This window comes from Pukyongia salina (assembly GCF_002966125.1).
Lineage (GTDB): Bacteria > Bacteroidota > Bacteroidia > Flavobacteriales > Flavobacteriaceae > Pukyongia > Pukyongia salina.
This window is the reverse complement of record NZ_CP027062.1, coordinates 737,692-761,795: the sequence shown is the minus strand read 5'-3', so window position 1 is coordinate 761,795 and position 24,104 is coordinate 737,692. Positions and strand designations below refer to the sequence as shown.

Sequence of the window (24,104 nt, the reverse complement as noted above, 5' to 3'; positions counted from 1 at the left end):
CTTATACTCCGTCATAGTACTTGATAACCCTAATCAGGTCCTTTTCGTTATTCAGGTCCAGATTATTAGAATTCACATAATTCTTTACCAGCTTTTCATTATCCGAAAATACCTTGAGCTTTTTCTTTCTCGAAGAAGGTAATTCATAGAATTTACCATTTTTGGTCACTATATAATACACCGGTTTATCTGCAAATTTAGCAGGAATATCCCGTGTAATTGAAGTAGTTGCTTTCTTTGCCGGAGTAAAATCCTTCTTTACTTTCTTGAAGAGATCATATTTATTTCCTTCAGACAGGACCTGGAAATATCCTCCATCCTCAATTCCTCCGTCATAAGGAACAAAAACAAAGATATCCTTACTGCCTATCTTCACATATATATCGGGAGATTTGGTTAATACTTTAGCTTCCTTATCCGGAGTATCCAGAGACTCCTTTACTTCCATTTCATCCGCTATGGCATTGTAACGAAGCGCCACGTTGGTTGCCAATAATTCTTTACCCTTATAAACATTACCAGGCAAATAGGAAGGATGATTGTAAGGCGTACCCGTATAGGTATCGGTCTCTGCAAAATCGATTCCCATATTTTGCCTTTCTATAAATTCATCTAATTGATGAAGACTATTGGTGAAAGCTCTTAACTGTGAAGGGTCTCCACCAAAATTCTGTGCGGCGGCCTGGAAAAGACCGCCTGCCAGAAGTAGGGTAAGTAATAAAATTTTCTTTTTCATTATATGTTAATTAAAGTCGTAAATGCTCGTTTAAGTATTTCTTATGTAAAACTAATCACAGTAGGCGCTATTTGCAAGTTTATAATAACGTTATTTATTAATTCGCTGTCGAAATTTATAAATGAAGACCCTAAACCCGGCTGTTAAACCCCACTAAATCAAGGGTTTTATGGTTTTTACCGGCCCAAAAGGCCAGTATTTTTGTGCAGCTACGTAATAAAAAAGTAAATTTATGGTAGCTATTTCGGTAGTCCTAAAATACTAGAAAACCACCCAACTATGAGATTGAAATTGTTATGTTGTATCGTGCTTTTAAGTTCGCTAATGAATGCACAGGACATAACAGATTCGTATCTTGAAGAACGCCACATAGATTCTCTTATCGTTTTATTCGACCGGCACGCAGATGATACGCTTACCGCCGAACGTATTGCCAGAAAATATATTGAAAAAGCGAGATTAGTAAATGACAGCACTAAGATCGCCAGAGGGTATACAAGACTTTCGTTCGTTTCAGACCGAAGGGAGGCCATAAAATTCCTTGATACAGCTATTCAGCTTTCAAAAAACAGCACCCATAAAAATTTTCCTACTGTTGGTTATTTATTTAAATCCTATTATCTCTACGAAAATGAAGAATACGAACGGAGCCTTCAAAGTGCATTACTAGGTTATCAGTCTGCCAGGGAAAAAAACCAGATCGGGCATCAGATCACGGCCTTACACCAGATAAACGATATAAACGAATTGTGGGGAGACTATCAGGAAGCCCTGGAAGCACATTTGCTTACCTACAAATTACTTCAGCAAAATAAAAATAGCGAACAATACGAACAAAACTATTTGTCGTCCCTGGAAGGGCTAGGGCGCTCCTATGTGAACCTTAAAAAACCGGATTCGGCATTATACTATTTCAGAGAAGGCATCATAGAGTCCTTAAAAGCGGGAGATTCGGCCACTTATTACGCCTTTGTGTCGCGATCGGGTACGGCTTTATACGTAAAGGGGGATTACGACGAAGCACTCGACAGCCTTCAGAAAGCAGATCGCTATCGAAACGAATTCAATAACTATTATCTGCCGTATTATTACTACTACGTAGGAAGTATATATTACGATAAGGGTGAAGTAGATAAAGGCATGCAATATTACACTAAAATCGATTCGTTGTACGAGGAACGAAGTGTATTGTACCCGGAACTACCCGAAGTTTATGATAAATTGATCAGTTACCATAAGGACAGGGGAGAAGATGAGATACAACTGGACTATTTGTACAAGTTGGTTGTGGTCTTAAGGCTGATCGAAAATAAAAAAAGGAACATAAACAAGAAGACAGTTAATGATTATGAGATCCCGAAACTGGTAGAGGAAAAAGAGACTTTGATCTCCCAACTCGAGCAGAAGAACAGGGCTTCCTCCACCAACCTGGCATGGGCATTGGGATTTCTGGTAGTAAGCATTGGATTTGTACTTTATTATTTCAGAAGACAAAAACAATACAAGAAACGGTTTGAGAACCTAATGATGAATACGCGTAAGGATGAAGAGGAAGAAACCGATGAAATTGAAGAAATTGGTATTTCACCAGAGATCATCGAAAGTATCATGACACGTCTAAAAGTTTTTGAATCTGAAAAGAAATACCTCTCACAACGAATTTCCCTCAACGAGATGGCCAAAGACTTCGAGACAAATTCCACCTACTTATCTAAGATCATCAATTTGAAAAAGGGGAAGAACTTTTCGCAGTATATCAACGATCTCAGGATCGATTATGCGGTGGAGGAATTAAAGGAGAACACTACTTTCAGAAAATATACCATTAAGGCGATTGCCAATGAATGTGGCTTTAAGAGTGCCGAATCTTTTTCGAAGAGTTTTTATAAGAAACACGGAATATATCCTTCCTATTACCTGAAACAATTACAGCAGACCTCAGGTTAGATCGACTAGATGCTGTCGTAATACATCACGATCTTAAGCAGATCTTCATCTTTATCGACGTCCAGATCATTATCATCCACATACTTCATCACTATATCTTTGTTGGCGCCAAATATGTCGAACTTCCTGGCTTTGGTATCGGGTAATTGATAAAACCTGCCGTTTTTTGTAACCAGGAAATACTGGGATTTGTCCCTAAATTCGGTAGGGACATCTTTTGTTAACGAATTGGAAGCTTTTTTGCCGGGAATCACTTTTTTAATGATCTTTTTGTACAGGTCCAGTTTTTTACCTTCGAACATTACATGAAAATATCCACCTTCCTCAATTTTCCCTTCGAAGGGAACGAACACAAAAATATCATCCCCGATCTTTACAAAGATCTCCGGGTCTTTGGGTAGTACTCGTGCATCTTCATTGGGAGTGGCCAAAGATTCTTTAACCTCAAGTTCGTCTGCAACGGCGTTGTAACGTAAAGCCACCTCGGTAGCGAATAGCGCATTGCCTTTGTAAACGTTTCCTATTTGATAATCGGGAAAATTGTAGGGAGTCCCTTTGTATTCATCCGGATTGCTGTAGCTAATTCCGTTAGCCTGGCGTTTTATATAGGAGTCTGCAAGGTAGAGTTCGTTGATCGATTGCCTTGTTTGAAACTGGGCTACGGCCGTAAAACTCATCACAACCACGGCTAAGAGAATTAAGATCTTTAATTTCATCGGGACAATGCCTAATTAAATATTATTGTAATATCTAATCAACTTTATAAGATCATAACTCTTGTTTATATTGAGTTTATTATCTCTTATATGTTGCTTTATTTGCTTTTTGCTACTGCTGAAATAATTTATTCTACCGTTTCTTGAGTTGGGTAATTCGGTAAGTTCATTATTCTCGTTCAACAGGAACAGTTGTTCTTTTTCTTTATACATCGGAAGAATATCTGTAGCTATCGAATTAACTGCTTTCTTTCCTTCAATGAATTCCTTCGATAATTTCTTGTACAGGCTAATACGTTCGCCATCAAGAAGTACTTCGTAGTATCCGCCAGTTTTGTTCTCTTCGTTCTTATCTACAAAAACATACAATCTGTTCATGATCTTCACATAGATGTCTTCAGATTTTACCAGAACTTTTGCTGCGTAATTTGATGTATTCACAGATTTCTTGATCTCAAATTCATCTCGGGCTGCATTGTATCGAAGTCCTACGTTGCTTGCAAGAATTTTACCATCCTTAAAAACAAACCCGGGTTGAAATGCCTTATTCTCGTAAGGAGAGCCGGTGTAAGTGTATCCATGATCGGGCATTGTAATGGATCTCCGCGAGATATAGGTATCTGTTTCGGGATCGTTAAAAACGCCTTGGGCTATGGTATTTGATGATGTAAAAGTGATTAATGCGAGGGTGAATAGAATAAATATTCTTCTCATGACTGGTAAGGTGGTGTTTTAAATTTGTTGTTAATGTTATCTAATAACTCAAGTGAGTATCGAAAAAAGCGCTTTAGCGCTGCCAATGTAAACAACAGTCTTCATTTAAATAAGCAGTGCCCGGAAGGTCTTTTAGGTTTCGATTGTTGGTCTCCTGAATATCAGAGCAGGCGAATATAGCTATTTATGTTTTTTAATTTTGTTAAAGACGTATTAATTGTGAAAGTATGATAGCTAAAATTATGTCGCGTTAATCGGTATTTATCAACTCCAGGGCGGATTTTGAGTCGCTAACAGGTAGTTTACATGTATTATTAACACATACGTAAATAAGGGTGTTATCTTCAGAATACCTCCCTTTTAGTAAGTAACTGTCTCCGGGGCCGGTGCTTCCTGCTACTATTTTGTTTGGGATATACGTGGCATTTATCTCTCTGGCGAATTGGAGTGCATTTTCACCTACTATTACAACTTCGTAAAAATCCTGTTGATAATTTGAATGTAGATCCAGCCAGTTGGAGAACCCACTGGGATATTGTTCCATTTCGGCCAGCACATTTTTTAGCATTTGCCTGGAAGTTTCTCCATATCGCGATGCTTCGTAAAAATGCGATAATTTGAAAAGATTTTTCGCCATGATCGAATTAGATGCCGGAATCACATTATCCCTGTACTCAAAGCTACGTGTGAGTAATTTGGGATCATCAGATGAGGTGAAATAAAACATTCCTCTTTCCTGATCATAAAATTTATCGAAGCAATATTCTGTTAGATTCACCGAGTGTTCTAACCAGCTTTCATCAAGGGTGATTTCGTACAGGGAGATAAATGCCTCTATAACCGAAGCGTAATCCTCCAGATATCCGTTTATTGTACTTTTCCCATCCTTGTAATTATGATAGAGCGCACCAGACGGTTGTAACTGATTTTCAACAATAAATTTACCATTCTTCAAGGCCGCCGCCAGGTATGCTTCGTTGCCAAAGACCTTGTAGGCATCTATATAGCCCTTCATCATTAACCCGTTCCAGGATGTGAGAGATTTATCGTCTAGACGCGGACGCGGACGTTGGTTGCGGTATTCTAATAAGGCTGCTTTCCAGTTTTTTTTCTTCTTCTGAAGGGTTTCAAGCGAGATCTTATATTCTTCCAAAATTTCCTGATCACTCTTGGTCCTGATAAGTACGTAGTGTTGTTTTTCCCATTTTCCGAAGCTATTAATATTGTAATAATCCTGGAACAGCTGGAAATCATCCTTGAGTAACGGCTCCAATTCCTCATTACCGTATATATAGTATGCTCCCTCTTCCAGCTCGCCAGTCTCCGTTTCGCTATCGGCATCCAGAGAAGAGTAGAATGCCCCTGATTCGTGTGTTAGTTCCTTAGCTACGAATGAAAGTGTCTCTGTGACGATCTCCTCATAAAGTGGGTTTTTGGTCACAGCATAGGCATCGCTGTATAAACTTACAAGTTGAGCGTTGTCGTAAAGCATCTTTTCAAAATGCGGCACATGCCAACGATCGTCTGTGCTATAGCGTGCAAATCCACCCCCAATATGGTCGTAAACACCTCCATAGGCCATTTTTTGTAGAGTTAGGTTTACGTATTCAAGGAGTTTATTATCCTTATTCGCTACTGCGTTCCGAAGCAAATAATGGTAATTATTGGGCATCATGAATTTTGGGGCCCTGTTATACCCTCCGTAACGATGGTCAAATTTTCTACTCCAATTCTCCACCAACATAGTGGTATCGTAATTACTGAAGTCAATTTCCGCACTGTTGAAATTAACCAGATCCATAGACTTGATACCTTCTTCCAGCTTATTGGCATATTCTATTAACATTTGCGGTTCCTCCTCATAAATCTCTTGAATCTTTTCAATTCGCTGGATCCAGTCCTCTTTCCTAAAATAAGTGCCACCCCAAACCGGGCGCCCGTCGGGTAAAGTGATCACATTTAAAGGCCATCCGGCTCTACCCGTCATTAGTTCAACAGCACCAATATAGATCTGGTCTATATCGGGTCGTTCCTCCCGGTCTACTTTTACATTGATAAAATTTTTGTTCATTATCGCAGCTACAGTCGAATCCTCAAAACTTTCTTTTTCCATCACATGGCACCAGTGGCAGGCGGCATACCCAATACTCACTATCATGAGCTTATTTTCGTCCTTAGCCTGTTTTAAGGTCTCATTGTTCCAGGCTTTCCAATTCACCGGGTTGTGTGCATGCTGAAGTAAGTACGGACTGGTTTCATGAATGAGATCGTTGGTGTATTTGTGTGTATCAGACATATCTTTTTTCGGAGTATTACAGGAATAACATAGAGCAAGAATTAAGAATGCTAATAGAACGCCTCGCATCATATTGAATGGTTTAAACAAAAATACGCCATTGAGATTTCAAAAGCGTATTTTTATAAGATTTCAGGATAATCTTAGTTTACTTCAAAAGTTATCTTAACATTTACCCTGAACTCGGTAATATTATCTCCATTTACAATTGCGCTCTGCTCGTGTATATATGCCGATCTAATGTTCTTTACACTTTTAGCTGCATGTTTTACTGCGTTTCTCGCCGCATCTTCCCAGCTTTCATTCGAGTTTGAGAGTACTTCTATTACTTTTAAAACTGCCATAATCTTGCTTTTTAATTATACATTAATGTAGTCTAGAAGATACGAAAATCCTCTCAACTTCCCATGCATAAAGCTCGATAAACTCCTGGCTTAACCATTTATCGCCTCAACGTGGGCAACTTTGCCATTAAGCATCTCCCGTAACATGGTTTCTATACCATTTTTAAGTGTCACAGTAGAAGAAGGGCATCCGCTACAGGCACCTTGCAAAATTACGCGTACAGTTTTGGTGTTTTCATCAAAAGAATCGAAGGCAATATGGCCTCCGTCTCCAGCCACGGCAGGTTTTATGTACTCGTCCAGAATAGAGATGATCTCCTTGTCTAGATCGGTTCTGGTTCTGTTATTTTCTTCGGAAGTTTCCGAAGTGCGTTTTTCTTCGGTTAAAATCGCATCATCCAGCACAGGTTTTCCCATCTCAAGATAGTTACGGATGAATTCCCGCAATTCCATAGTGATCTCGTCCCATTCGGCCACATTATACTTCATTACCGAAACATAATTAGCACTTATAAATATCTCTTTTACGAAAGGAAAAGTGAACAATTCCTTCGCCAGAGGTGCCAGGGAAGCCTCGTCGATATTCTTAAATTCGAAGGTTCCTTCGGCCAGGGGTTTATTAGCTACAAACTTCAAAACGGCTGGGTTTGGAGTGCTTTCGGCATAAACCGATACGGGGATCTTTGAAGGTGCCTCACTTTCTATGATCACAGGTTTGCCACTGTTCAGATAGGTGGAGATAGATTCGGCTACCTCTTCCTGTACATCGGCCCATTCAACAATATTATATTTCTCAATGGCAATGAAATTCTGAGATATATAGACTGTTTTTACAAAAGGGAGGTAAAACAGTTGCTGGGCAAGGGGACTTGGTTTAGCATCGTCTATATTCTTGAATTCGAAACTTTTAGCCTGTGTAAGGAAGGAATTCGCAATAAATTTTACGATGTTTTCGTTGTTAGTGGGTTGAATATCAACACTAAATTGCTGCATGTGTAGCTTTTTTTTGCAAAAATAACAAAAGAAAACCAATGTATTCAATATATTTGGTGCGATAACAACCTACGTATGAAGAGATTTTTACTCCCCATTCTACTTTTCTTCATGGTTCTGGGTCATGCACAAATTACAGTGGATGAATCCTATACCACACAGGAATTGGTGGAAGATATTCTGATAAACAGTACTTGTGCGGTTGTTGACAATTTTCAGCAGAGTACAGGAACTAATTTTGGTGATGATAATGGGATTGCATATTTCGAGGCCAATGGGTCCGATTTTCCCTTCGAATCGGGGATAATATTGTGTTCAGGTAATGTTCAAAATGCACCTGGCCCCAATTTAACAGTTCATAGTGATGGTGGTCTTGGTTGGCCGGGAGATCCGGATCTTGAGGCAGTGACAACCGCCACCAATACCAACAATGCTTCCTGGATCTCTTTCGACTTTGTACCGCAGATCAGCCAGATAAGTTTCGATTTTATCATGGCTTCTGAAGAATACGACCAGAACTTCGAATGCACCTTTTCCGATGCCTTTGCATTTATCCTCACAGATCAGGCAACCGGGACCGTTCAAAACCTGGCTGTTCTGCCGGGAACTGCTGTCCCTATAGAGGTCACTAATATCCATCCTGAGGTTATAGGCCAGTGTCCTGCTATCAACGAGGAGTATTTCGATAAATATAATTTCGAACCATACAATATTGCAGCTAATGCTGCCATCGATTATAACGGCCAGATCGTACAGTTATCCGCTCAGGGAAATGTTACCGTAGGAAATACCTACACCATCAAGATGGTGGTAGCAGACGAGACAGATACTGCCCTGGATATGGCAGTTTTTCTGGAAGCCGGATCCTTTAATATAGGGATTAGCCTTCCTCCGGACCTCACAATTGCCGCTGGAAATGCGCCTTGTGAAGGAGAGGATGTTTTAATCGAACTTGTGCCCGATCTATCAGGCCAGACAACCTACCAGTGGTATGTGTGGAACCCTGTCACAATGGTATTCGATATTCTGCCCGGTGAGACAAACTCATCTCTCCTTGTTACTCAGGCCGGAACTTACGGCGTTGAAGCTACAGTGGGTGGTGGTTGTACCGCCTTTGACGATATAGTGGTAGAATTTGCGCCACAGCCGGTTGCCGTCGTGCCAGATGATATTGTGCTCTGTGATGAGGTGCCTAATGATGGTTTTGCCGAATTCGATCTAACTATTAGGGATGCCCAGATTATAAATGGACAACCTAATACTGTAGTTACTTATCACAACACCCAGGCTGCGGCCGAAGGTGGATTCTTTCCATTTCCCGATCCCACTGCTTATACAAATACACAGGCCGGATTCCAGACTGTCTGGGCGAGGCTGGAAGAAACTAATTTTAATTGCTACGACGTAGTACCGCTAAATCTGCAGGTAGACGATGCACCGGCTCTTACAGACCCCATTAGTGATTATTTCATTTGCGACAACGACGGTGATGGGATAGAGATTTTTGATCTCACGAGCAAGGATGCTGAGATTTTGAACATTTTGGTCAATGTCACCCTTACCTATCACCAGAGTCAGCCTGAGGCTGAGGCTGGGTTGAATCCTATCATGCCTGCCAATGCTTATGGCAGTGGTGGTGAGGTGATCTGGGTACGGGGTGAGAACAGTGCGGGTTGTTATACGGTGGGTAGTTTTGGTTTGATCTTGGGCAGTATTCCTTCTTTTGTTGAAGTACCTGTTTTCGAGCAGTGCGACAATGATGGGGATGGGGTAGAGGATTTCGATCTAAATATGCAGAATGCCACGATCGTGGATGGTAATTTGGCTTTGAGTGTAAGTTATCACCCCACCCAGGTGGATGCCGATGCCAACACCAATCCTTTAGCGATTCCTTATACCAGTGCGGGTGAGACGATCTATGTACGTGTGGAGGATAACATGACGGGTTGCTACGGCACCTTTGCGATGGATCTGGTGGTTGTGATGGCCCCTGAGATCTTTCAGCCTGATCCGTTAACCTATTGTGATGATGACAATGATGGTTTTGGGGAGTTTACCCTTACCGATGCCGATGAGGATGTGGTCAACGGGAACCCTTCGGGTAATTTGGTGGTGAGTTACCACGAGACCCTTGCCGATGCCCAAAACAATGTCAATGCACTGGTGAGTCCTTATGCCAATGTGGATCCTTTTCTACAGACGGTCTATGTACGTCTTACCGATATTGCTACGGGTTGTTATTCGACCACGACCCTGCTCCTTATTGTTCAGGATTCTCCTTTGATCAACGATCCACAGCCTTTGGTGGTTTGTGATGATGACAACGATGGTTTTGCCTTGTTTGATCTCACCCAGGCCGAGGCTGAGATTTTGGGGTCGTTGAACCCGAGTGATTATACGATCACCTATTATGAGGATCCGGCCCTTAGTATTGCCATTGTGAACACCACGGCCTATCCGAACCTGTCTAATCCCCAGACGATCTATGTGGTTGTTGAGGATATCAGCAACGGATGTCAGGGTCAGACGACCTTAGAGTTACAGGTGAACCTGCCACCTCAGATCAATGCGCCTACTCCTTTGGAGTTATGTGATGTAAACAATCCCGGGGATGAGATGGAGCCCTTCAATCTGGAGAGTAAGACCTTTGAGATCACCGGTGGTGATCCGGGTATTGTGATCACCTATCACGAGACCCAGGCAGATGCCGATACGGGAGCCAATGCGTTGAGCAGTCCGTATGTCAATCAGGTTCCTCAGCCTCAGACGATCTACATTCGTGCTGTGGGGGCCACCACGGGTTGTGTGACCAGTCAGGGTTTCACTTTGGATCTGGTGGTCAATCCGGTTCCTTCTCCTGTGACTCCTACGCCCTTGGAGGTTTGTGATGCGGACAACGATGGTTTTGCGCTTTTCGATCTCAACAGTAAGAATACGGAGATAGCCGGCGGGGAGTTGGTGGCGATCACCTATCATGAGACTCTGGCCGATGCCCAGGCGGGTATTTTTGCGTTATCGAGTCCGTATCAGAATATTGTATCGGGATCTCAGACGGTTTATGCACGAGCGACCTATTCTCCTATCAATCCTCCTCCTTTCAACACGGGTTGTTACCGCGTGGTTGAGTTAGAATTAATTGCGGTTCCCACCCCTGTGGTTCCCTTAACGTTAGATCCTTTGGTGATCTGTGATCCTGAGGGCAATGGGGTAGAGACCTTCGATCTTACGCTTCAGGATGCTGCTGTATTGGGCAGTCAGGATCCTGGTGAGCATACGATCACCTATCATGAGAGTTTGGCTTCTGCACAGGCGGGTACGCCTTTTATCGGTACGCCTACGGCCTATCAGAATACGTCTAATCCTCAGACGATCTGGGTACGATTGACCCACAATGGCAGTGGTTGTTTTGCCATTACCTCCTTTGAGCTTCAGACGCCTGAGGGTCCTGGAGTTACCCAGCCCACTCCTTTGAGTGTGTGTGATGATGTGGGTGAGCCCAATGATGGTGTTACCTTGTTTGATCTCACGGTAAAGAACGATGAGATCACCGGTGGTGTATTGGGCGTTGGGGTACAGTACTATGAGACCCTGGCCGATGCGCAGAACAATACCAATGCGATCGATCCTGCGACGGCCTATGAGAATATAAGCAATCCCCAGACGGTTTTTGTACGGGTTACCGACGGCAACAGTGGATGTGTGGATACCACGGTGAGTTTAACCCTTCGGGTCAATGCCAATCCTGAGCCGGGTACTCCGGAGGCTCTTTCGCTCTGTGATGTGAATGATCCGGGGGATGGGATGGAGGTTTTCGATCTCACCCAGGCCGCCTTACAGATCACCGGGGGTAGTCCTTGGGATCTGACCTATCATGAGAGTTACCAGGAGGCCTTCGACGGGCTCAATGCGATAGTGGATCCTACCATGTATACCAATACCAGTAGTCCTCAGACGATCTATGTACGGGTAGAGAACAATACGATTCCTGAGGGATGTTTTGAGATCGTTGAGTTGGTGTTGATCGTTGATCCTCTTCCGGATGCTACGGCTGTCATTACGCCTCTTATTTTGTGTGAGGTACCTTCGGATGGATTTGGGTTGTTTGATCTAAGCTCTAAGATCGAGGAGATCTTAGGGGGGCAGGATCCTGGGATCTTCCAGGTGAGTTTCTATGAGAGTCAGGCGGAGGCCGATGCGCAGCTCAATCCGATCTTAAACACCACTTCGTATCCTAACACGACCAATCCCCAGACGATCTATGTGGGGATCTTAAACAGTGATACGGGTTGTTATATAGCCCAGCAGAGTTTTGAGATCGAGGAGCGCGAGGGTGCAGTGGCCACGACTCCCGATCCGTATATTATATGTGACAATGTGGAGCCAAATGACGGTCTGGGGGAGTTTGTTCTGGACGGCAGTACTGCGGAGAGTCAGGTGGTGATCGACCAGATTTTGGGGGGTCAGGATCCTTCGGTCTATCTGTTGAGTTTCCATCCTACCCTGGAGGATGCTCATGCCAACACCAATGCATTGGGCAGTCCATTTGCCAATACGATCAACCCGCAGCTGATCTACGCCCGGGTGGAGAACAGTGGCACGGACTGTTATGATATTACCCAGGTGATCTTAAAGGTAGAGGAATTACCGGAGGTATTTTTGGAGGAGAGTTATCGCCTGTGTGTGGATGCCAATGGCAATCCGATTCCCCAGGAGGAGGGATCTTTATCGCCCCCTGTGATCGATACGGGTCTGGATCCTGCTCTTTATAGTTTTGAATGGTTTATCGACGGACAGTTGCAGTTGGGTCAGGACGATCCATCGATCGTTGCTCTTAGTGGTGGCACCTACAGTGTGATCGTTACCGAGAACAACAGTGGCTGCAGCACCGAGGCTGTTACGACCGTTACCATATCGTCTCCGCCCCTTGCATGGGATGCACAGGTGGTTACACCTGCCTTTGCGGGCGCCCATGCGATCCAGGCTACGGCCGAGGGATTGGGGGAGTATAGCTTCCAGCTGGACGATGGTCCTTTCCAGAGTGAGGGCTTGTTCGAGGGGGTATTACCGGGGATGCACCTGGTAACGATCAAGGATGTTAATGGTTGTGGTAGTGTAACGGTAGAGGTGAGTATCATCGACTATCCTCGTTTTGTCACTCCCAACCAGGATGGCTATCACGACACCTGGAACATCATCGGGATCGCCGGTGGTGACCCTACGGCAAAAATTTATATATTTGACAGGTTCGGCAAGCTGCTTAAGCAGTTGAGTCCTTTGGGAGAGGGCTGGGACGGCACCTATAACGGAAACCCGATGCCCTCGAGCGATTACTGGTTTTTGGTGGAATACACCGAAGATGAAACCCGAAAAGAGTTTAAAGGACACTTTACCCTAAAACGATAGACATAATTTACTATGAAGATTAGAAAAACCTACTTTATACTGTTCCTGCTTATTGGCTCATTTACATATGCACAGGACGGTATCCCGGTATATACAGATTATTTTGCAGACAACCTTTATCTATTACACCCTTCGATGGCGGGAGCCGCTTCTCACAACCAATTGAGACTAACAGCAAGACAGCAGTGGTTTGATCAGGATGAAGCACCTAACCTCCAAACGCTTAGTTTTAATGCGCGATTAGGTGATCGTTCGGGAGTTGGGGCAATAATTTTTAACGATAGAAACGGATATCATTCTCAAACGGGAGGATATTTAACCTACGCCCACCATATTATGTTCTCACGTACAGAGGCAGACCTCAATCAATTGTCATTTGGATTGAGTGCAGGGCTGGTTCAATCAAGACTAGATGAAACTCAATTCGATCCCAATGATTTCGATCCGGTGATTGCCGGAATTATTCAAAGTAGTTCCTATTTTAACCTGGACGCCGGGATATCCTATAACTTTTTGAATTTCTCTGGACATTTTACGGTTAAGAATATCATATTTCAGAACAGAAATCTTTTTTCAGAAAAATTTGAACCCAATAACCAGAGACAATATTTAATCTCTGCTGCCTATGCGCTCGGGAGTGGCGTTTATTCTACCTGGTCTTACGAACCCTCTTTCCTTTTCCAATGGAGAGAACGTACAGGAGAGCAAGCCATCGATATCAACTTTAAAGTATATCGCACAATGGATTTTGGAAAACTGTGGGGAGGGATCTCCTATCGCAGAAGTTTCGACGGATCCGAATTTCTGGACGGAACCGAAGTTAATACTCAAAAATTACAATACTGGACACCAATAATTGGCGTGAATTACAATAACTGGATGTTCGCCTATAACTATTCGTACCAGGCAGGGAACGTTCGTTTCCAAAGTGGTGGCTTTCACCAGATCACCCTGGGTTATGATTTCTTAGGAAACAGGCCAGAACCCTATAACTGTAATTGTCCCGCGATCAACTAACAAAAAAAGCCCTGCAATTTGCAGGGCTTTTCTTTTAATCCCAATTGTAATCTTTCTTTTCGGCTTGTCTTTTCAGGGCTTGGATCATGGCGCCTTCCAGCTCGTTATCTCCCTCTTTCTTCTTTTCGGCCAGATATAGACGGCGTTTCTCATTTAATTGGGCGATCTCCCTTTGTATTGCCTCCCTCTCCTTGCGTTGTTTAGATACATACGCTTTGATCTCGGCAGTGGATTTACCTTTCAGATTATCCGGAAGATCTGCTTTTTTCAACTCGTCATAACTAAAATCCTTTTCCTTTTCGGCATCCACCAGATCCCAGGAACTATTCTTATATAAATGAGATCCTTTAGAAACTGTACGGCTAACCGCATTAGCTTTATTATATTCGGCGGCATTTGCGTCCTGCTCTTCCTGGATGGCTACTTTCATCCTTCCCTTACTTCCGTAAGGAATATAAGTTCCATTTAGCTTGACATTGAGTTGGAGGATTAGATCATCGTATGGAGATGCGATATGTACCGTATGCTGATTGTGATTAATTGCCATATAATCGCCATAGGTTAATTGCGCTCCGTGTTGCCATTTAGAAGAAATCCCATGGTTGTAATCGCCACAGAAGATAGTGTTCACAACAATGTCTTTTTCCTTTGCTTCGGCAGCTGCATCTTTATAATTGATCTTACCTTGTGTAAAAGGCTCGTTGCCTGCAATGAAGATCATTTTTAGATCATCTGCATCATTACCCCAGTCCAGTTGCTTAATAGAAGACTGGATAACAGTACCACAATATTCGCTTCCTCCGTTAGTAGTTAGTGAGAAGAGTTCCTTGGAAACATCATCCAGATCCTCGGTAAAGCCAAGGATCTTTCTAATATATCCGTCCTTCGCGTTAAGATTATCGTTTCCATACTCATACAATGCGATCTGCAGGTTGGGCCTTTGGTTACGGCATTTTGCATAAGAAAGTTCATTCACGATCTCCCAAAGCTGTGCCTTGGCCTGATCGATCAAACCGTCCATGCTATTGCTGGTATCAAGTAGTAAGGCCACTTTTATGTAGTGTTTGCTTGCTACCGGAGTAGTATTCATGGCGATTTCTGCCACAGGTTCGTTGGATTTCACATCGGCTTTACATGAGACGGAAAAACCAAGTGCGATTAGGATTGTAAAGATTTTTAATGTTTTCATCATTTTTAATTTAGGTAATACTTTCAGGGTACACTGTTTTTAATTTAGCGTAAACATAGGGTCAACTTTTATGGTGTAAAAAGTACTTTGAGGGAACAGTATCTTACATTTAGGTAAATGCGTCATTTGTTTAGGGAAGCCGTATTTTGGTAGGGTAATTGAGGGAAAATGAGGTGATCAAGGTTTTAGAAACCCGCTTAAAGTATGTAAGTTTACCTTTTTAAGGAGTAAATGAAACGGTTATCAATTTTATTATTCGTTCTAACCTTGGCTGTACAGCCTCTGGTTTCGCAGGTACAGAAGCGATCTGCGAACGCTTTTGTATTGAAAGGCGTTGTACTTGAGGATGAAACCAATAGCCCTGTTGCCAGAGTAAATGTAGAGATCCCCGGGGGAAGCTATACCACCACCAATGGTGCGGGAGAGTTTGCTATATCAGCCGAAATAGGGGACGAGTTAATCGTAAAAAGCGACACCTTCGAAACAGTTTATTACACCATTAAGGATAAACAATATGTCACTATACGTGTAAAAGATGCAAGTATTGTTGAAGAAAAGCTGCCTGTAACCAGTTCGAGCAGGAATGAAACTGAGAATACCTTCAATAAGTTGATCGATTCTGCAAGATTCTATTTGAAGAAGGACGCCAAGAAAAGCATCGAATATGTAACACGCAGCCTGCAATCGGTTCAGGCGAAAGCTACTTCCAGAAGGCATAATAGTATAGCTTTCGAAACTTTAGGGGATATTAACCTGTTCTGGAATCAACCGGATCTCGCCGTGGATAATTACAAAAGTAGCATTGCATCGCAATCCCGAACCGATGTTAGAATAAAATTAGGGAGAGCCTTTATTGCTAATAATAATTACCAGGAAAGCATTAGCCTTTTCGAGAAGCTGCTTAAGGAGAAATTATCCAACTACCAGGAAGTAGAAGTTTACGAAGGACTGGGAGACACCTACAGGGCGATCAACGATCAGAAAAAGAGTGTCCTTAATTACCAGCAAGCGTTGAATATTGCCGGGAAGCATAGCATAACTCCAAAGATAACCGATCTAAATTCGAAGATAGGAGAGGCCTATGCCAAGAGCGGGGCGCCCAAGGAAGCAGAACAATACTTCGATAATTCACTAAATCTAGCCAAGCAGGAGAACAAGAAGCGTGCAGTGGTAGAAAAGAATAAGGTGGCCGATTTTTATAATCAGAATCGGGATTTTGATAAGGAAATACAGTTAAGGTCCGGACTGCTGGAAGAACTAAAAGGTCTGGATGAAGAGAGTTTGGAAGATGATGAAGCAGAGGCTATAAGTCCGCAGCGCCAAAATTACAAGATAGCCAATGCCTATGTGGCACAGGATAAATACGAGGATGCTATCCCGTTTTTAAAGAAAAGTATTGAAGAGGCAGACAAGAAGGAAGACCTTTTGGTACAGAAGGATGCCACTAGAAAACTTTCGGAAGTGTATAAGGGAATAGGTGATTTTGGAAAAGCCGCAGAGAATTACGAGAAATATGTAGAGGTGGTAGACGAACTTTACGTAAAGAAAGAACAGGAATTATCGCAAGCCGCGAGATTCAGCAGGGAAATTGCCTTAAAGCAGAACAGGATCACCAGTCTGGAAAATGAAAGGGTACTCAACGAGAGCCGTTATAAACTGGCATTTGAAAACCAGGAGTTGATCCAGAAGAATAACCGAATTCAAAAATGGATCATAGGATCTTTAATTCTCATTGCGGTACTTTTACTGCTCACTGCTTATTACCAGTACAAAAATGTTAGGCAACAGAAGTATGCTAACAACCTTTTAGCCCTTAAATCATTGAGAACACAGATGAACCCTCATTTCATCTTCAACGCTCTCAATTCCGTAAATAGCTTTATTGCCAGTAATGATGAAAGGACCGCAAACAAATACTTGAGTGATTTCTCTCAGCTGATGCGTTCGGTATTGGAAAATAGCGAGGAAGATTTCATCCCCTTGGCCAACGAAATCGAACTGCTGAAAATGTATACCAAACTGGAACATTTCAGGTTTAAGGATAAATTTGAATACCAATTCACAGTTGATGAAAAAATTAACATGAACGAATTTGTTATTCCACCAATGTTACTGCAGCCCTACGTGGAAAATGCAGTATGGCACGGACTTAGATACAAGGAGGAGAAAGGCAAACTGGATATTAAATTCGAATCGGTTTCCGAAGATACTGTTAGGATCATCATCGAGGATAATGGGATAGGTAGGAGCAAGTCCAAGGCGATCAAGACAGAAAATCAGAAAAAACAGAAATCCAAGGGCATGGGGAACATCCAAAAGCGAATAGCCATCCTCAACGAAATGTACGACGATAAAGTAGAAGTGATGGTGGAGAACGTATTTGAGAACGAGGAAGGAACCCGTGTTATATTGAAATTAAAGAAGGACTAATGGAATTAAGAGCCATCATTGTAGAGGATGAGGAGACAAGCAGGGAGATCCTGAAGAACTATCTCGCAAAATACTGTCCCACTGTTGTGTTAAAAGGCGAAGCCGCTAATGTTGACGAGGCGCTGGTACTAATACGCAATAATGAACTGGACCTTGTGTTCCTGGATGTTGAAATGCCTTACGGGAATGCCTTCGATCTATTGGATAAGGTGGGCGACCGCCAATTCGAGACGGTGTTCGTTACTGCCTATAACCATTATGCGATCGATGCGTTGAATGCTCATGCGTCTTATTATCTATTAAAGCCGATCTCGATCGATAAACTCATTGAAGCAGTTGATTACGTTTCAGAAATAAAAGAAAAAGAGAACAGTTTGCAAAATTCGGTACTTCGGCCTATACACCAGCCCGTGGCTGGTAAGATCACGATCCCGCAGCAAAATGGTTTTGAGGTACTAAGCATTTCGGATATACTTTACTGCCAGGCAGACGACAATTATACACAGATCTTTCTAAAGGAAGGTAAAAAGTTAGTAAGTAAAACCCTGAAGTACTTTGAGGACGCTTTGGCAGATAATGGCTTTGCCAGGGTTCACAAATCGTATCTGGTAAACGTAAGTGCGGTGGTGGAATACAGAAAAGGTAAGGGTGGTAGTGTAGTTCTTTCCAGCGGGAAACAGATCATGGTAAGCCCTGCTAAGAAGAAGGCACTCCTGGCCTATTTCAGTTAGAAATCCATTGTCTCGATTTCTATATTATCAAACTCGCCCAGCAGGTATTTCAAGGTGCCAATACCGGTATTTGAATAAAATTGGAGCTTAGGAGTTGAAATTTCTTTTCGAATAAGATCGTGTTTCTCCAGCAGGAATTTAGTCTGTTTAGCTACCGCGATCCCCGAATCGATAATCTTTATATGTTCGGGGAGTATTTTTGAAAGTTTTGGGATCAGGTAAGGGTAATGGCTGCATCCCAGAACGAGGTAATCCACATTGGCCGCGATCATGGGTTTTATGTATTTCTGAAGTAATTTGTCGAGCTCCGGATTGTCGAAGTCACCATTTTCAATAAGAGGTACTAGGCCTTCTCCTATTACTTCTACTACCGAAATATCCTTTGTAAATGTGTCGCTTGTTTGAGAGAAGAGCGCACTGCTAAGGGTCCCACGGGTTGCGAGGATCCCTATTTTACCTGTTTTGCTTTGCAGGGCAGCAGGTTTTATAGCCGGCTCTATACCAATAAAAGGGATATCGTAATTTTTCCTGAGTAGGGAAATGGCGTTGGTGGTGGCGGTATTACAGGCCACCACGATGATCTTGGCTCCCATCTCCAGCAGTTTCTCTGTATTTTTAACGCTAAGGGCACTGATCTCTTCGGCCGATCTATTTCCGTACGGAGCGTTTTTACTATCGGCCAGATACAAGGTATGTTCATTAGGGAGTAGCTGGTGAATCTCCTTCCATATAGAAGTACCGCCTACGCCCGAATCGAAAATACCTATTGGATTATCTGCCTTCATACCTATAAAAATAAAAACTGCCCACCAAAGAGTGAGCAGTTTTGCCAATTATTTATGAGATTTTCGAATTAAATTCCGAGTTCTTTCTTTACATCAGCAAGAAGGTCGTATCCTTCGGCTAATAGTAAACCACTACCTTCTGTAGAGTCGATCACGTACTGGTACCCTTTGGCACGAGCTACTTTTTGGATCGCCGCCTTTGCGTTATCAAGGATGGGTTGCAGGATATCTCTTTCTTTTTTCTGAAGATCCTGAAGTGCTTGTTGCTGGTAAGCGGTAATGTTGTTTTGCATCCCCTGAACTTCTTCTACACGCTTTCTGTTCTCTTCATCGGTCTTGGATTCTGCTTCCGCTCCGTATTGAGTTCTTTTAGCGTCTAACTCCTTAGCCATTGCACGAAGTTCTGTATCGTAAGTTTTCTGAAGTTTCTCCAACTGACTCTGAGCTTGTTTCATTGCCGGCATGGCCTGAACAAGTTCGGAGGTGTTGATATGAGCAATTTTAGATTGCGCATAAGTAAAGGATGTAGCTCCCATAAACAGCACAATAGCTACGAATAATAGTTTAAATGTTTTCATTGTAATAATAGATTATTTGTGTTATAAATTAGATTTTTAATACGTATTATAAACCACCGTTACCATTTCCACCATCAGGCGGGGGAGCGTTTCCTCCCGAACGGGCTTTTAAAGTAGAATCTCTTTTTGCCTGTCTTTCTTCGAGCAATCTTTTTCTTCTCTCCTCAAACTCGATACGTTTGGCTTCTCTTACCGAATCACGCACTCTTCTTCGTTCTTCCATGATCCGCTCGCGTTCATTCTTCTTCTCTTCAATTGCTTCTTCACGTTCGGTTACTGCCTCTTCTTCCTCTTCGGTGAGTTCCTCACGTTTTTCGATCTCTTTCTTTTCTCTTTTGTTCGTTGCTTCTTCGCGTTTGGCGGCACGATTTATACTTCGCACTACCTGATCGCTTATATCGTTTCTTTCAGCAGCGAATAGCATAACTATATCTGCAGATTTATCGAAAATGAAATCGTACTTCCTGTTTACAGCAATTTCCTGCACTATGTTAAAGACCTGATCCTGTATGGGCTGTACCAACTGTCTTTTCTGAATCATCAGGTCGCCGTTAGGCCCAAACCTGTCTTGTTGATATTTCAGCATTTCATCCTCGAGGATCTGTATCTCTTCTTCTCTTTCTTCAATTAGTTCTTTCGTTAGAAGGACTCTTTCGTTTGCCAGATTAAGCTTCATCTGGTCTATAGCCTTCTGTTTCTTTTCGATGTCCGATTTCCAACGTTGAACTTTTCCTTCCAGTTGAATTTCAGACTCTTTGTATTCGGGAACATTCTCCAGAATATATTCCATGTCAATATATCCTATCCGAACTCCTCTTTGAGCGTTTGCCACCAAAGAAATGCCGAAAACTGCAAGCGCGAAAAGAAGTATTTTTTTTGCTTTCATAATTGCTGGTTGTTTTTAAGAAAATATCGTGCCAAAGTTAAAATTGTTGTCCGATAATGAAGTGAGTTTCCCATCCATTCCTCTCGGTACCGTTTAAAATCGGGTCGAAACCATAACCGAAATCTATCCCCAATAATCCAAACGCAGGCATAAATATACGGATTCCTGCGCCAGCAGACCTATTTAAACTAAACGGATTATAATTTCTGAATCCGTCGTAAGCCCCTCCACCCTCTATAAAGGTGAGTACATAAATGGATGCCAATTGCTTCAAAGTAACCGGATACCGTAATTCTAACGAAAATTTATTGTAAATGGTATTTCCATCGTTATTTGATAAAGATTGATTAGGATAACCACGCAACTGAATTACTTCCCTTCCGTCTAGTGAAAACGATCCCAATCCATCACCACCCACAAAAAATCGTTCGAATGGTGGTACACCACGATCCTGATTATAGGCTCCTAGGAAACCAAATTCTGCGTTGGTTCGCAACACCAGGTCCTTATATAAACTTGTGTACCATGTGCCTTTAAACTTAACCTTATAGTACTCCAGCCATTTAAATCGTTCCTGGTCGATCTCTGCTATTCTCTCACTTCCATCAACGGTTGAAGCGTCAAGCATGGATCGTTCTTCTATCAGGGCGGTATAGTCTGTACTTCCCAACGCCGAATAAGGCGGGGTTAACTTAGCAGACAAGCTAAAATCTGAACCACTTCGGGGATAAATTGGGTTGGCTGAGGTACTATTTCTGCTCAAACCGATGGTATACGCCAGGTTGTTCGAGTAACCATCCCCGAAAGTAAATAGTCCGGTATTATAATTCTTAAGATTATAGTGCTGAAAACTAACAGCCTGCGAGAACTGGAAATAATCGTCCGGCCATTTCAACCTTTTTGCAAAACCTACAGATCCTCCTGTAATTAGGAAACGTCGTGTTCTATCTACATCACGGTTAATGAAATCGTACAGGTACTGAACCGTGTGTGAGAATGAGGTGCTAAACTGAATAGGTTTCTTTCCGCCTAGCCATGGTTCCACCAATGACAGGCTATAAGTTTGATAGAAACTACTCGCCTGTGCCCTTAACGATAATTTCTGTCCGTCTCCCATTGGCAGAGGTTTATACGCCTCTTTATTAAAGATGTTCCGTAAGGAGAAATTATTAAATGAGAGCCCAAGTGTTCCTACAAAACCACCACCACCGTAACCACCTTGTAGTTCGATCTGGCTGGCTCCTTTTTCGATCACGGAGTATTCGAGGTCTACTAGGCCATTGGCTTCATCTACCTTTTTAAAATTTGGCGTGAGCTGTTCGGGGTCGAAATACCCTAACTGACCCAATTCCCGAAGCGTTCGAATTACATTACGCTTACTGTATTTTTGTCCCGGTTTAGTTCTAAGTTCCCGGTAGATCACATGGTCGTTGGTCTTGGTATTTCCAATAACGGTAACATGATCGAAAAAGAACTCGTTACGTTCGATGATCCTGATCTCAAAATCGATGGTGTCGTTCCGAACGGCAACTTCCACGGGATTTATCTGTACAGCCAGGTAACCATTATTCTGGTAGAGGTTGGTAAGATCGGCGGCATCGGGATCAGAATCATCTGCGATACGCTCCTGAAGTAAGGTTCCGTTATAAGTTTCACCTTTCTGTATTCCCAGGATCTGTCGCAGTTGCCCGTCGGTATATTTACTATTTCCAATAAAATCTATATTACCGAAGTAATACTTGTTTCCTTCCTCAACTTCGATATTCAGGGCTACATTTTTTTCATCTTTTATGATAAGAGTATCATTAATGATCCTTGCATCTCTAAACCCGTTGGTCTTGTATTTTTTAATGATATTAGCCTTGTCTTCTGTAAATCCTTCCTCTGTATATTTGGATCTTTTATAAAAACGCAATGGGTTTTTACGTTTGGTATTCTTCATGGCCGAACGTACCTTTTTATCTGAAAGTTGTTCGTTACCTTCTATGTTGATACTTGAAACTTTTACCCGCTCGCCTTTATCGATATTTATGATCATATCCTGGGCGATCTCGGTACCTGTAGAATCCAGGTGAGGACGAGTACTAATAATTACTTTCGTATTAAAGAATCCTTCCTTTTTAAATTTATTGGTAATATAATTCTTGGTTGTGGTGAGGAGGTTCTTGGTAATTTTAACACCTCGTTTCAGGCCATTGTCCTTTATAATTTCCTTTTTCTTACCTTTTCTAATACCTTCCACGGTCACATCGTACATCTTAGGAAGTTCGACGATGTAAAGCTCCAGGTCGATCAGGTTGCCATCGATATTGGTCACGTAAAAGGCAATATCGCTAAAGAGATTTTGCTCCCACAATTTCTTGGTGACATCGCTAAGCTTTTCACCCGGAACATAGATTTGATCTCCTTCCTTCAAACCGGTAAAAGCAATTACCGTTTGTTCGTTGAAGGTTTGTTCGCCGGTAACCGAAATACTATTTATTGTGTATCGTTTATTCTTATCGAGCTCGTTATCCTGTGCAGAAATAGAAAACACCGAAAGTATTGTAAAAAGAAAAATACAATACAGTGTTTTAGAAGTATGTGATAATAGACTAATTTTGAAGTTGCTCACTCGTTTTTCCAAATCTTCTTTCTCTGTTTTGATAATTTATTATGGCTTCAAAAAGATGGTCTTTTGTGTAATCGGGCCAAAGAGTTTCGGTAAAATACAACTCGGCATAAGCGATTTGCCATAACAAAAAATTACTAATACGCTGCTCACCACTTGTACGTATTAATAGATCTACATCCGGTAAATTTCGGGTGTAAAGATGGTTATTAATAAGTGATTCGTCAATAGCTGACGGCGAAATTAGGTTATTTTTAACTTTAAGGCTAATCTCTTTGATTGTTTTTGTGATTTCTTCACGTGAGCCATAGCTTAGAGCAAGGGTTAAGGTCATTCTGGAGTTCTCCCGGGTCTTCTCAATAACGTCTAATAATTCTGTGTGTGCCTTCTTGGGTAAGGCACTAAGATTTCCTATGGCATTTAGCCTGATATTATTATCCTGAAGAGTCTTGATCTCCTTCTTTAAAGAGTTTACCAGAAGTTTCATCAATAGTTCAACTTCCATTTTGGGTCGATTCCAGTTTTCTGTAGAAAAGGCGTATAATGTGAGATAAGGGATGTTTATTTCGGCAGAAGCTTCTACAATTTCACGAACAGCTTTGGTGCCATTTTCATGACCAATAGATCTAAACAAGCCCTTTTGTTTAGCCCAACGGCCATTGCCGTCCATAATAACAGCAAGGTGTTGCGGAAGTCTGTCAAGATCTATTTTACTTAGTAAAGACATG

General features: G+C 42.2%; 17 protein-coding genes. 5 read left to right on the top strand and 12 right to left on the bottom strand.

The genetic code is table 11. The features are described 5' to 3' along the window. Position 1: 1 nt before the first annotated feature. A complete protein-coding gene (locus C5O00_RS03440; protein WP_105214970.1) occupies positions 2 to 736 on the bottom strand; it encodes a hypothetical protein in 735 nt (244 codons plus the stop codon). 279 nt (positions 737 to 1,015) lie between these two features. Between C5O00_RS03440 and C5O00_RS03435 the strand changes: the two genes are divergently transcribed. Beyond that, positions 1,016 to 2,683 carry a helix-turn-helix domain-containing protein gene (locus tag C5O00_RS03435; protein WP_105214968.1) on the top strand — a complete coding sequence of 556 codons (1,668 nt, stop codon included), beginning with the start codon at positions 1,016 to 1,018 and terminating at the stop codon, positions 2,681 to 2,683. A 5-nt stretch (positions 2,684 to 2,688) separates the two neighbouring features. Here C5O00_RS03435 and C5O00_RS03430 read toward each other — a convergent pair whose 3' ends face one another. The 5 genes from C5O00_RS03430 to C5O00_RS03410 form a co-directional block, all read right to left on the bottom strand. Continuing rightward, positions 2,689 to 3,399, bottom strand: coding sequence for a hypothetical protein (locus C5O00_RS03430; protein WP_105214966.1), 711 nt, complete (start codon positions 3,397 to 3,399; stop codon positions 2,689 to 2,691). A gap of 15 nt (positions 3,400 to 3,414) precedes the next feature. Beyond that, complete coding sequence (locus C5O00_RS03425) at positions 3,415 to 4,113, bottom strand: hypothetical protein (protein WP_105214964.1); 699 nt, start codon at positions 4,111 to 4,113, stop codon at positions 3,415 to 3,417. A gap of 250 nt (positions 4,114 to 4,363) precedes the next feature. After that, positions 4,364 to 6,409, bottom strand: a complete 2,046-nt coding sequence (locus C5O00_RS03420; RefSeq protein ID WP_244593022.1) for a thioredoxin domain-containing protein — start codon at positions 6,407 to 6,409, stop codon at positions 4,364 to 4,366. Positions 6,410 to 6,552: 143 nt separating this feature from the next. Further along, positions 6,553 to 6,753, bottom strand: a complete 201-nt coding sequence (locus C5O00_RS03415) for a dodecin family protein (RefSeq protein WP_105214962.1) — start codon at positions 6,751 to 6,753, stop codon at positions 6,553 to 6,555. Between the two features lie 90 nt (positions 6,754 to 6,843). Beyond that, complete coding sequence (locus tag C5O00_RS03410; RefSeq protein WP_105214960.1) at positions 6,844 to 7,746, bottom strand: NifU family protein; 903 nt, start codon at positions 7,744 to 7,746, stop codon at positions 6,844 to 6,846. Between the two features lie 75 nt (positions 7,747 to 7,821). On the opposite strand from C5O00_RS03410, the gene C5O00_RS03405 reads away from it, so the two are divergent. Together C5O00_RS03405 and C5O00_RS03400 are read left to right on the top strand one after the other, a co-directional pair. Beyond that, positions 7,822 to 13,149, top strand: coding sequence for a T9SS type B sorting domain-containing protein (locus C5O00_RS03405; RefSeq protein ID WP_105214958.1), 5,328 nt, complete (start codon positions 7,822 to 7,824; stop codon positions 13,147 to 13,149). A 12-nt stretch (positions 13,150 to 13,161) separates the two neighbouring features. Next, the gene (locus C5O00_RS03400) at positions 13,162 to 14,166 is read left to right on the top strand and encodes a PorP/SprF family type IX secretion system membrane protein (RefSeq protein ID WP_105214956.1); all 1,005 of its coding nucleotides are present in this window, start codon (positions 13,162 to 13,164) and stop codon (positions 14,164 to 14,166) included. Positions 14,167 to 14,200: 34 nt separating this feature from the next. Here C5O00_RS03400 and C5O00_RS03395 read toward each other — a convergent pair whose 3' ends face one another. Beyond that, the gene (locus C5O00_RS03395) at positions 14,201 to 15,355 is read right to left on the bottom strand and encodes a vWA domain-containing protein (protein ID WP_105217557.1); all 1,155 of its coding nucleotides are present in this window, start codon (positions 15,353 to 15,355) and stop codon (positions 14,201 to 14,203) included. A 231-nt stretch (positions 15,356 to 15,586) separates the two neighbouring features. Here C5O00_RS03395 and C5O00_RS03390 point away from each other — a divergent pair, with 231 nt between their 5' ends. Continuing rightward, positions 15,587 to 17,785: a histidine kinase gene (locus tag C5O00_RS03390; RefSeq protein ID WP_105214954.1), complete on the top strand. Its 2,199-nt coding sequence runs from the start codon at positions 15,587 to 15,589 to the stop codon at positions 17,783 to 17,785. Then, positions 17,785 to 18,516 carry a LytR/AlgR family response regulator transcription factor gene (locus C5O00_RS03385; protein WP_105214952.1) on the top strand — a complete coding sequence of 244 codons (732 nt, stop codon included), beginning with the start codon at positions 17,785 to 17,787 and terminating at the stop codon, positions 18,514 to 18,516. Before C5O00_RS03390 ends, C5O00_RS03385 begins: the two co-directional genes overlap by 1 nt. On the opposite strand, the gene murI is transcribed toward C5O00_RS03385, so the two are convergent. The 5 genes from murI to uppS form a co-directional block, all read right to left on the bottom strand. After that, positions 18,513 to 19,301, bottom strand: coding sequence for a glutamate racemase (gene murI / locus C5O00_RS03380; RefSeq protein ID WP_105214950.1), 789 nt, complete (start codon positions 19,299 to 19,301; stop codon positions 18,513 to 18,515). The two genes, C5O00_RS03385 and murI, sit on opposite strands and share 4 nt — an antisense overlap. A 68-nt stretch (positions 19,302 to 19,369) precedes the next feature. Next, positions 19,370 to 19,879 (bottom strand): OmpH/Skp family outer membrane protein, encoded by a 510-nt coding sequence (locus C5O00_RS03375; protein ID WP_105214948.1) that lies wholly within the window; start codon positions 19,877 to 19,879, stop codon positions 19,370 to 19,372. 46 nt (positions 19,880 to 19,925) lie between these two features. Further along, a complete protein-coding gene (locus C5O00_RS03370; protein ID WP_105214946.1) occupies positions 19,926 to 20,765 on the bottom strand; it encodes an OmpH/Skp family outer membrane protein in 840 nt (279 codons plus the stop codon). A 37-nt stretch (positions 20,766 to 20,802) separates the two neighbouring features. Next, complete coding sequence (locus C5O00_RS03365; RefSeq protein WP_394342089.1) at positions 20,803 to 23,391, bottom strand: BamA/OMP85 family outer membrane protein; 2,589 nt, start codon at positions 23,389 to 23,391, stop codon at positions 20,803 to 20,805. After that, positions 23,360 to 24,103: an undecaprenyl pyrophosphate synthase gene (uppS, locus tag C5O00_RS03360; protein WP_105214944.1), complete on the bottom strand. Its 744-nt coding sequence runs from the start codon at positions 24,101 to 24,103 to the stop codon at positions 23,360 to 23,362. The genes C5O00_RS03365 and uppS overlap by 32 nt, the downstream gene beginning before the upstream one ends. Between the last annotated feature and the right edge of the window lies 1 nt (position 24,104).

Excerpts from the sequence above, each read along its gene's own strand:
- C5O00_RS03440 (WP_105214970.1), bottom strand. The coding sequence starts at position 736 with ATGAAAAAGAAAATTTTATTACTTACCCTACTTCTGGCAGGCGGTCTT.
- C5O00_RS03435 (WP_105214968.1), top strand. The coding sequence starts at position 1,016 with ATGAGATTGAAATTGTTATGTTGTATCGTGCTTTTAAGTTCGCTAATG.
- C5O00_RS03430 (WP_105214966.1), bottom strand. The coding sequence starts at position 3,399 with ATGAAATTAAAGATCTTAATTCTCTTAGCCGTGGTTGTGATGAGTTTT.
- C5O00_RS03425 (WP_105214964.1), bottom strand. The coding sequence starts at position 4,113 with ATGAGAAGAATATTTATTCTATTCACCCTCGCATTAATCACTTTTACA.
- C5O00_RS03420 (WP_244593022.1), bottom strand. The coding sequence starts at position 6,409 with ATGTCTGATACACACAAATACACCAACGATCTCATTCATGAAACCAGT.
- C5O00_RS03415 (WP_105214962.1), bottom strand. The coding sequence starts at position 6,753 with ATGGCAGTTTTAAAAGTAATAGAAGTACTCTCAAACTCGAATGAAAGC.
- C5O00_RS03410 (WP_105214960.1), bottom strand. The coding sequence starts at position 7,746 with ATGCAGCAATTTAGTGTTGATATTCAACCCACTAACAACGAAAACATC.
- C5O00_RS03405 (WP_105214958.1), top strand. The coding sequence starts at position 7,822 with ATGAAGAGATTTTTACTCCCCATTCTACTTTTCTTCATGGTTCTGGGT.
- C5O00_RS03400 (WP_105214956.1), top strand. The coding sequence starts at position 13,162 with ATGAAGATTAGAAAAACCTACTTTATACTGTTCCTGCTTATTGGCTCA.
- C5O00_RS03395 (WP_105217557.1), bottom strand. The coding sequence starts at position 15,355 with ATGAAAACATTAAAAATCTTTACAATCCTAATCGCACTTGGTTTTTCC.
- C5O00_RS03390 (WP_105214954.1), top strand. The coding sequence starts at position 15,587 with ATGAAACGGTTATCAATTTTATTATTCGTTCTAACCTTGGCTGTACAG.
- C5O00_RS03385 (WP_105214952.1), top strand. The coding sequence starts at position 17,785 with ATGGAATTAAGAGCCATCATTGTAGAGGATGAGGAGACAAGCAGGGAG.
- murI (WP_105214950.1), bottom strand. The coding sequence starts at position 19,301 with ATGAAGGCAGATAATCCAATAGGTATTTTCGATTCGGGCGTAGGCGGT.
- C5O00_RS03375 (WP_105214948.1), bottom strand. The coding sequence starts at position 19,879 with ATGAAAACATTTAAACTATTATTCGTAGCTATTGTGCTGTTTATGGGA.
- C5O00_RS03370 (WP_105214946.1), bottom strand. The coding sequence starts at position 20,765 with ATGAAAGCAAAAAAAATACTTCTTTTCGCGCTTGCAGTTTTCGGCATT.
- uppS (WP_105214944.1), bottom strand. The coding sequence starts at position 24,103 with ATGTCTTTACTAAGTAAAATAGATCTTGACAGACTTCCGCAACACCTT.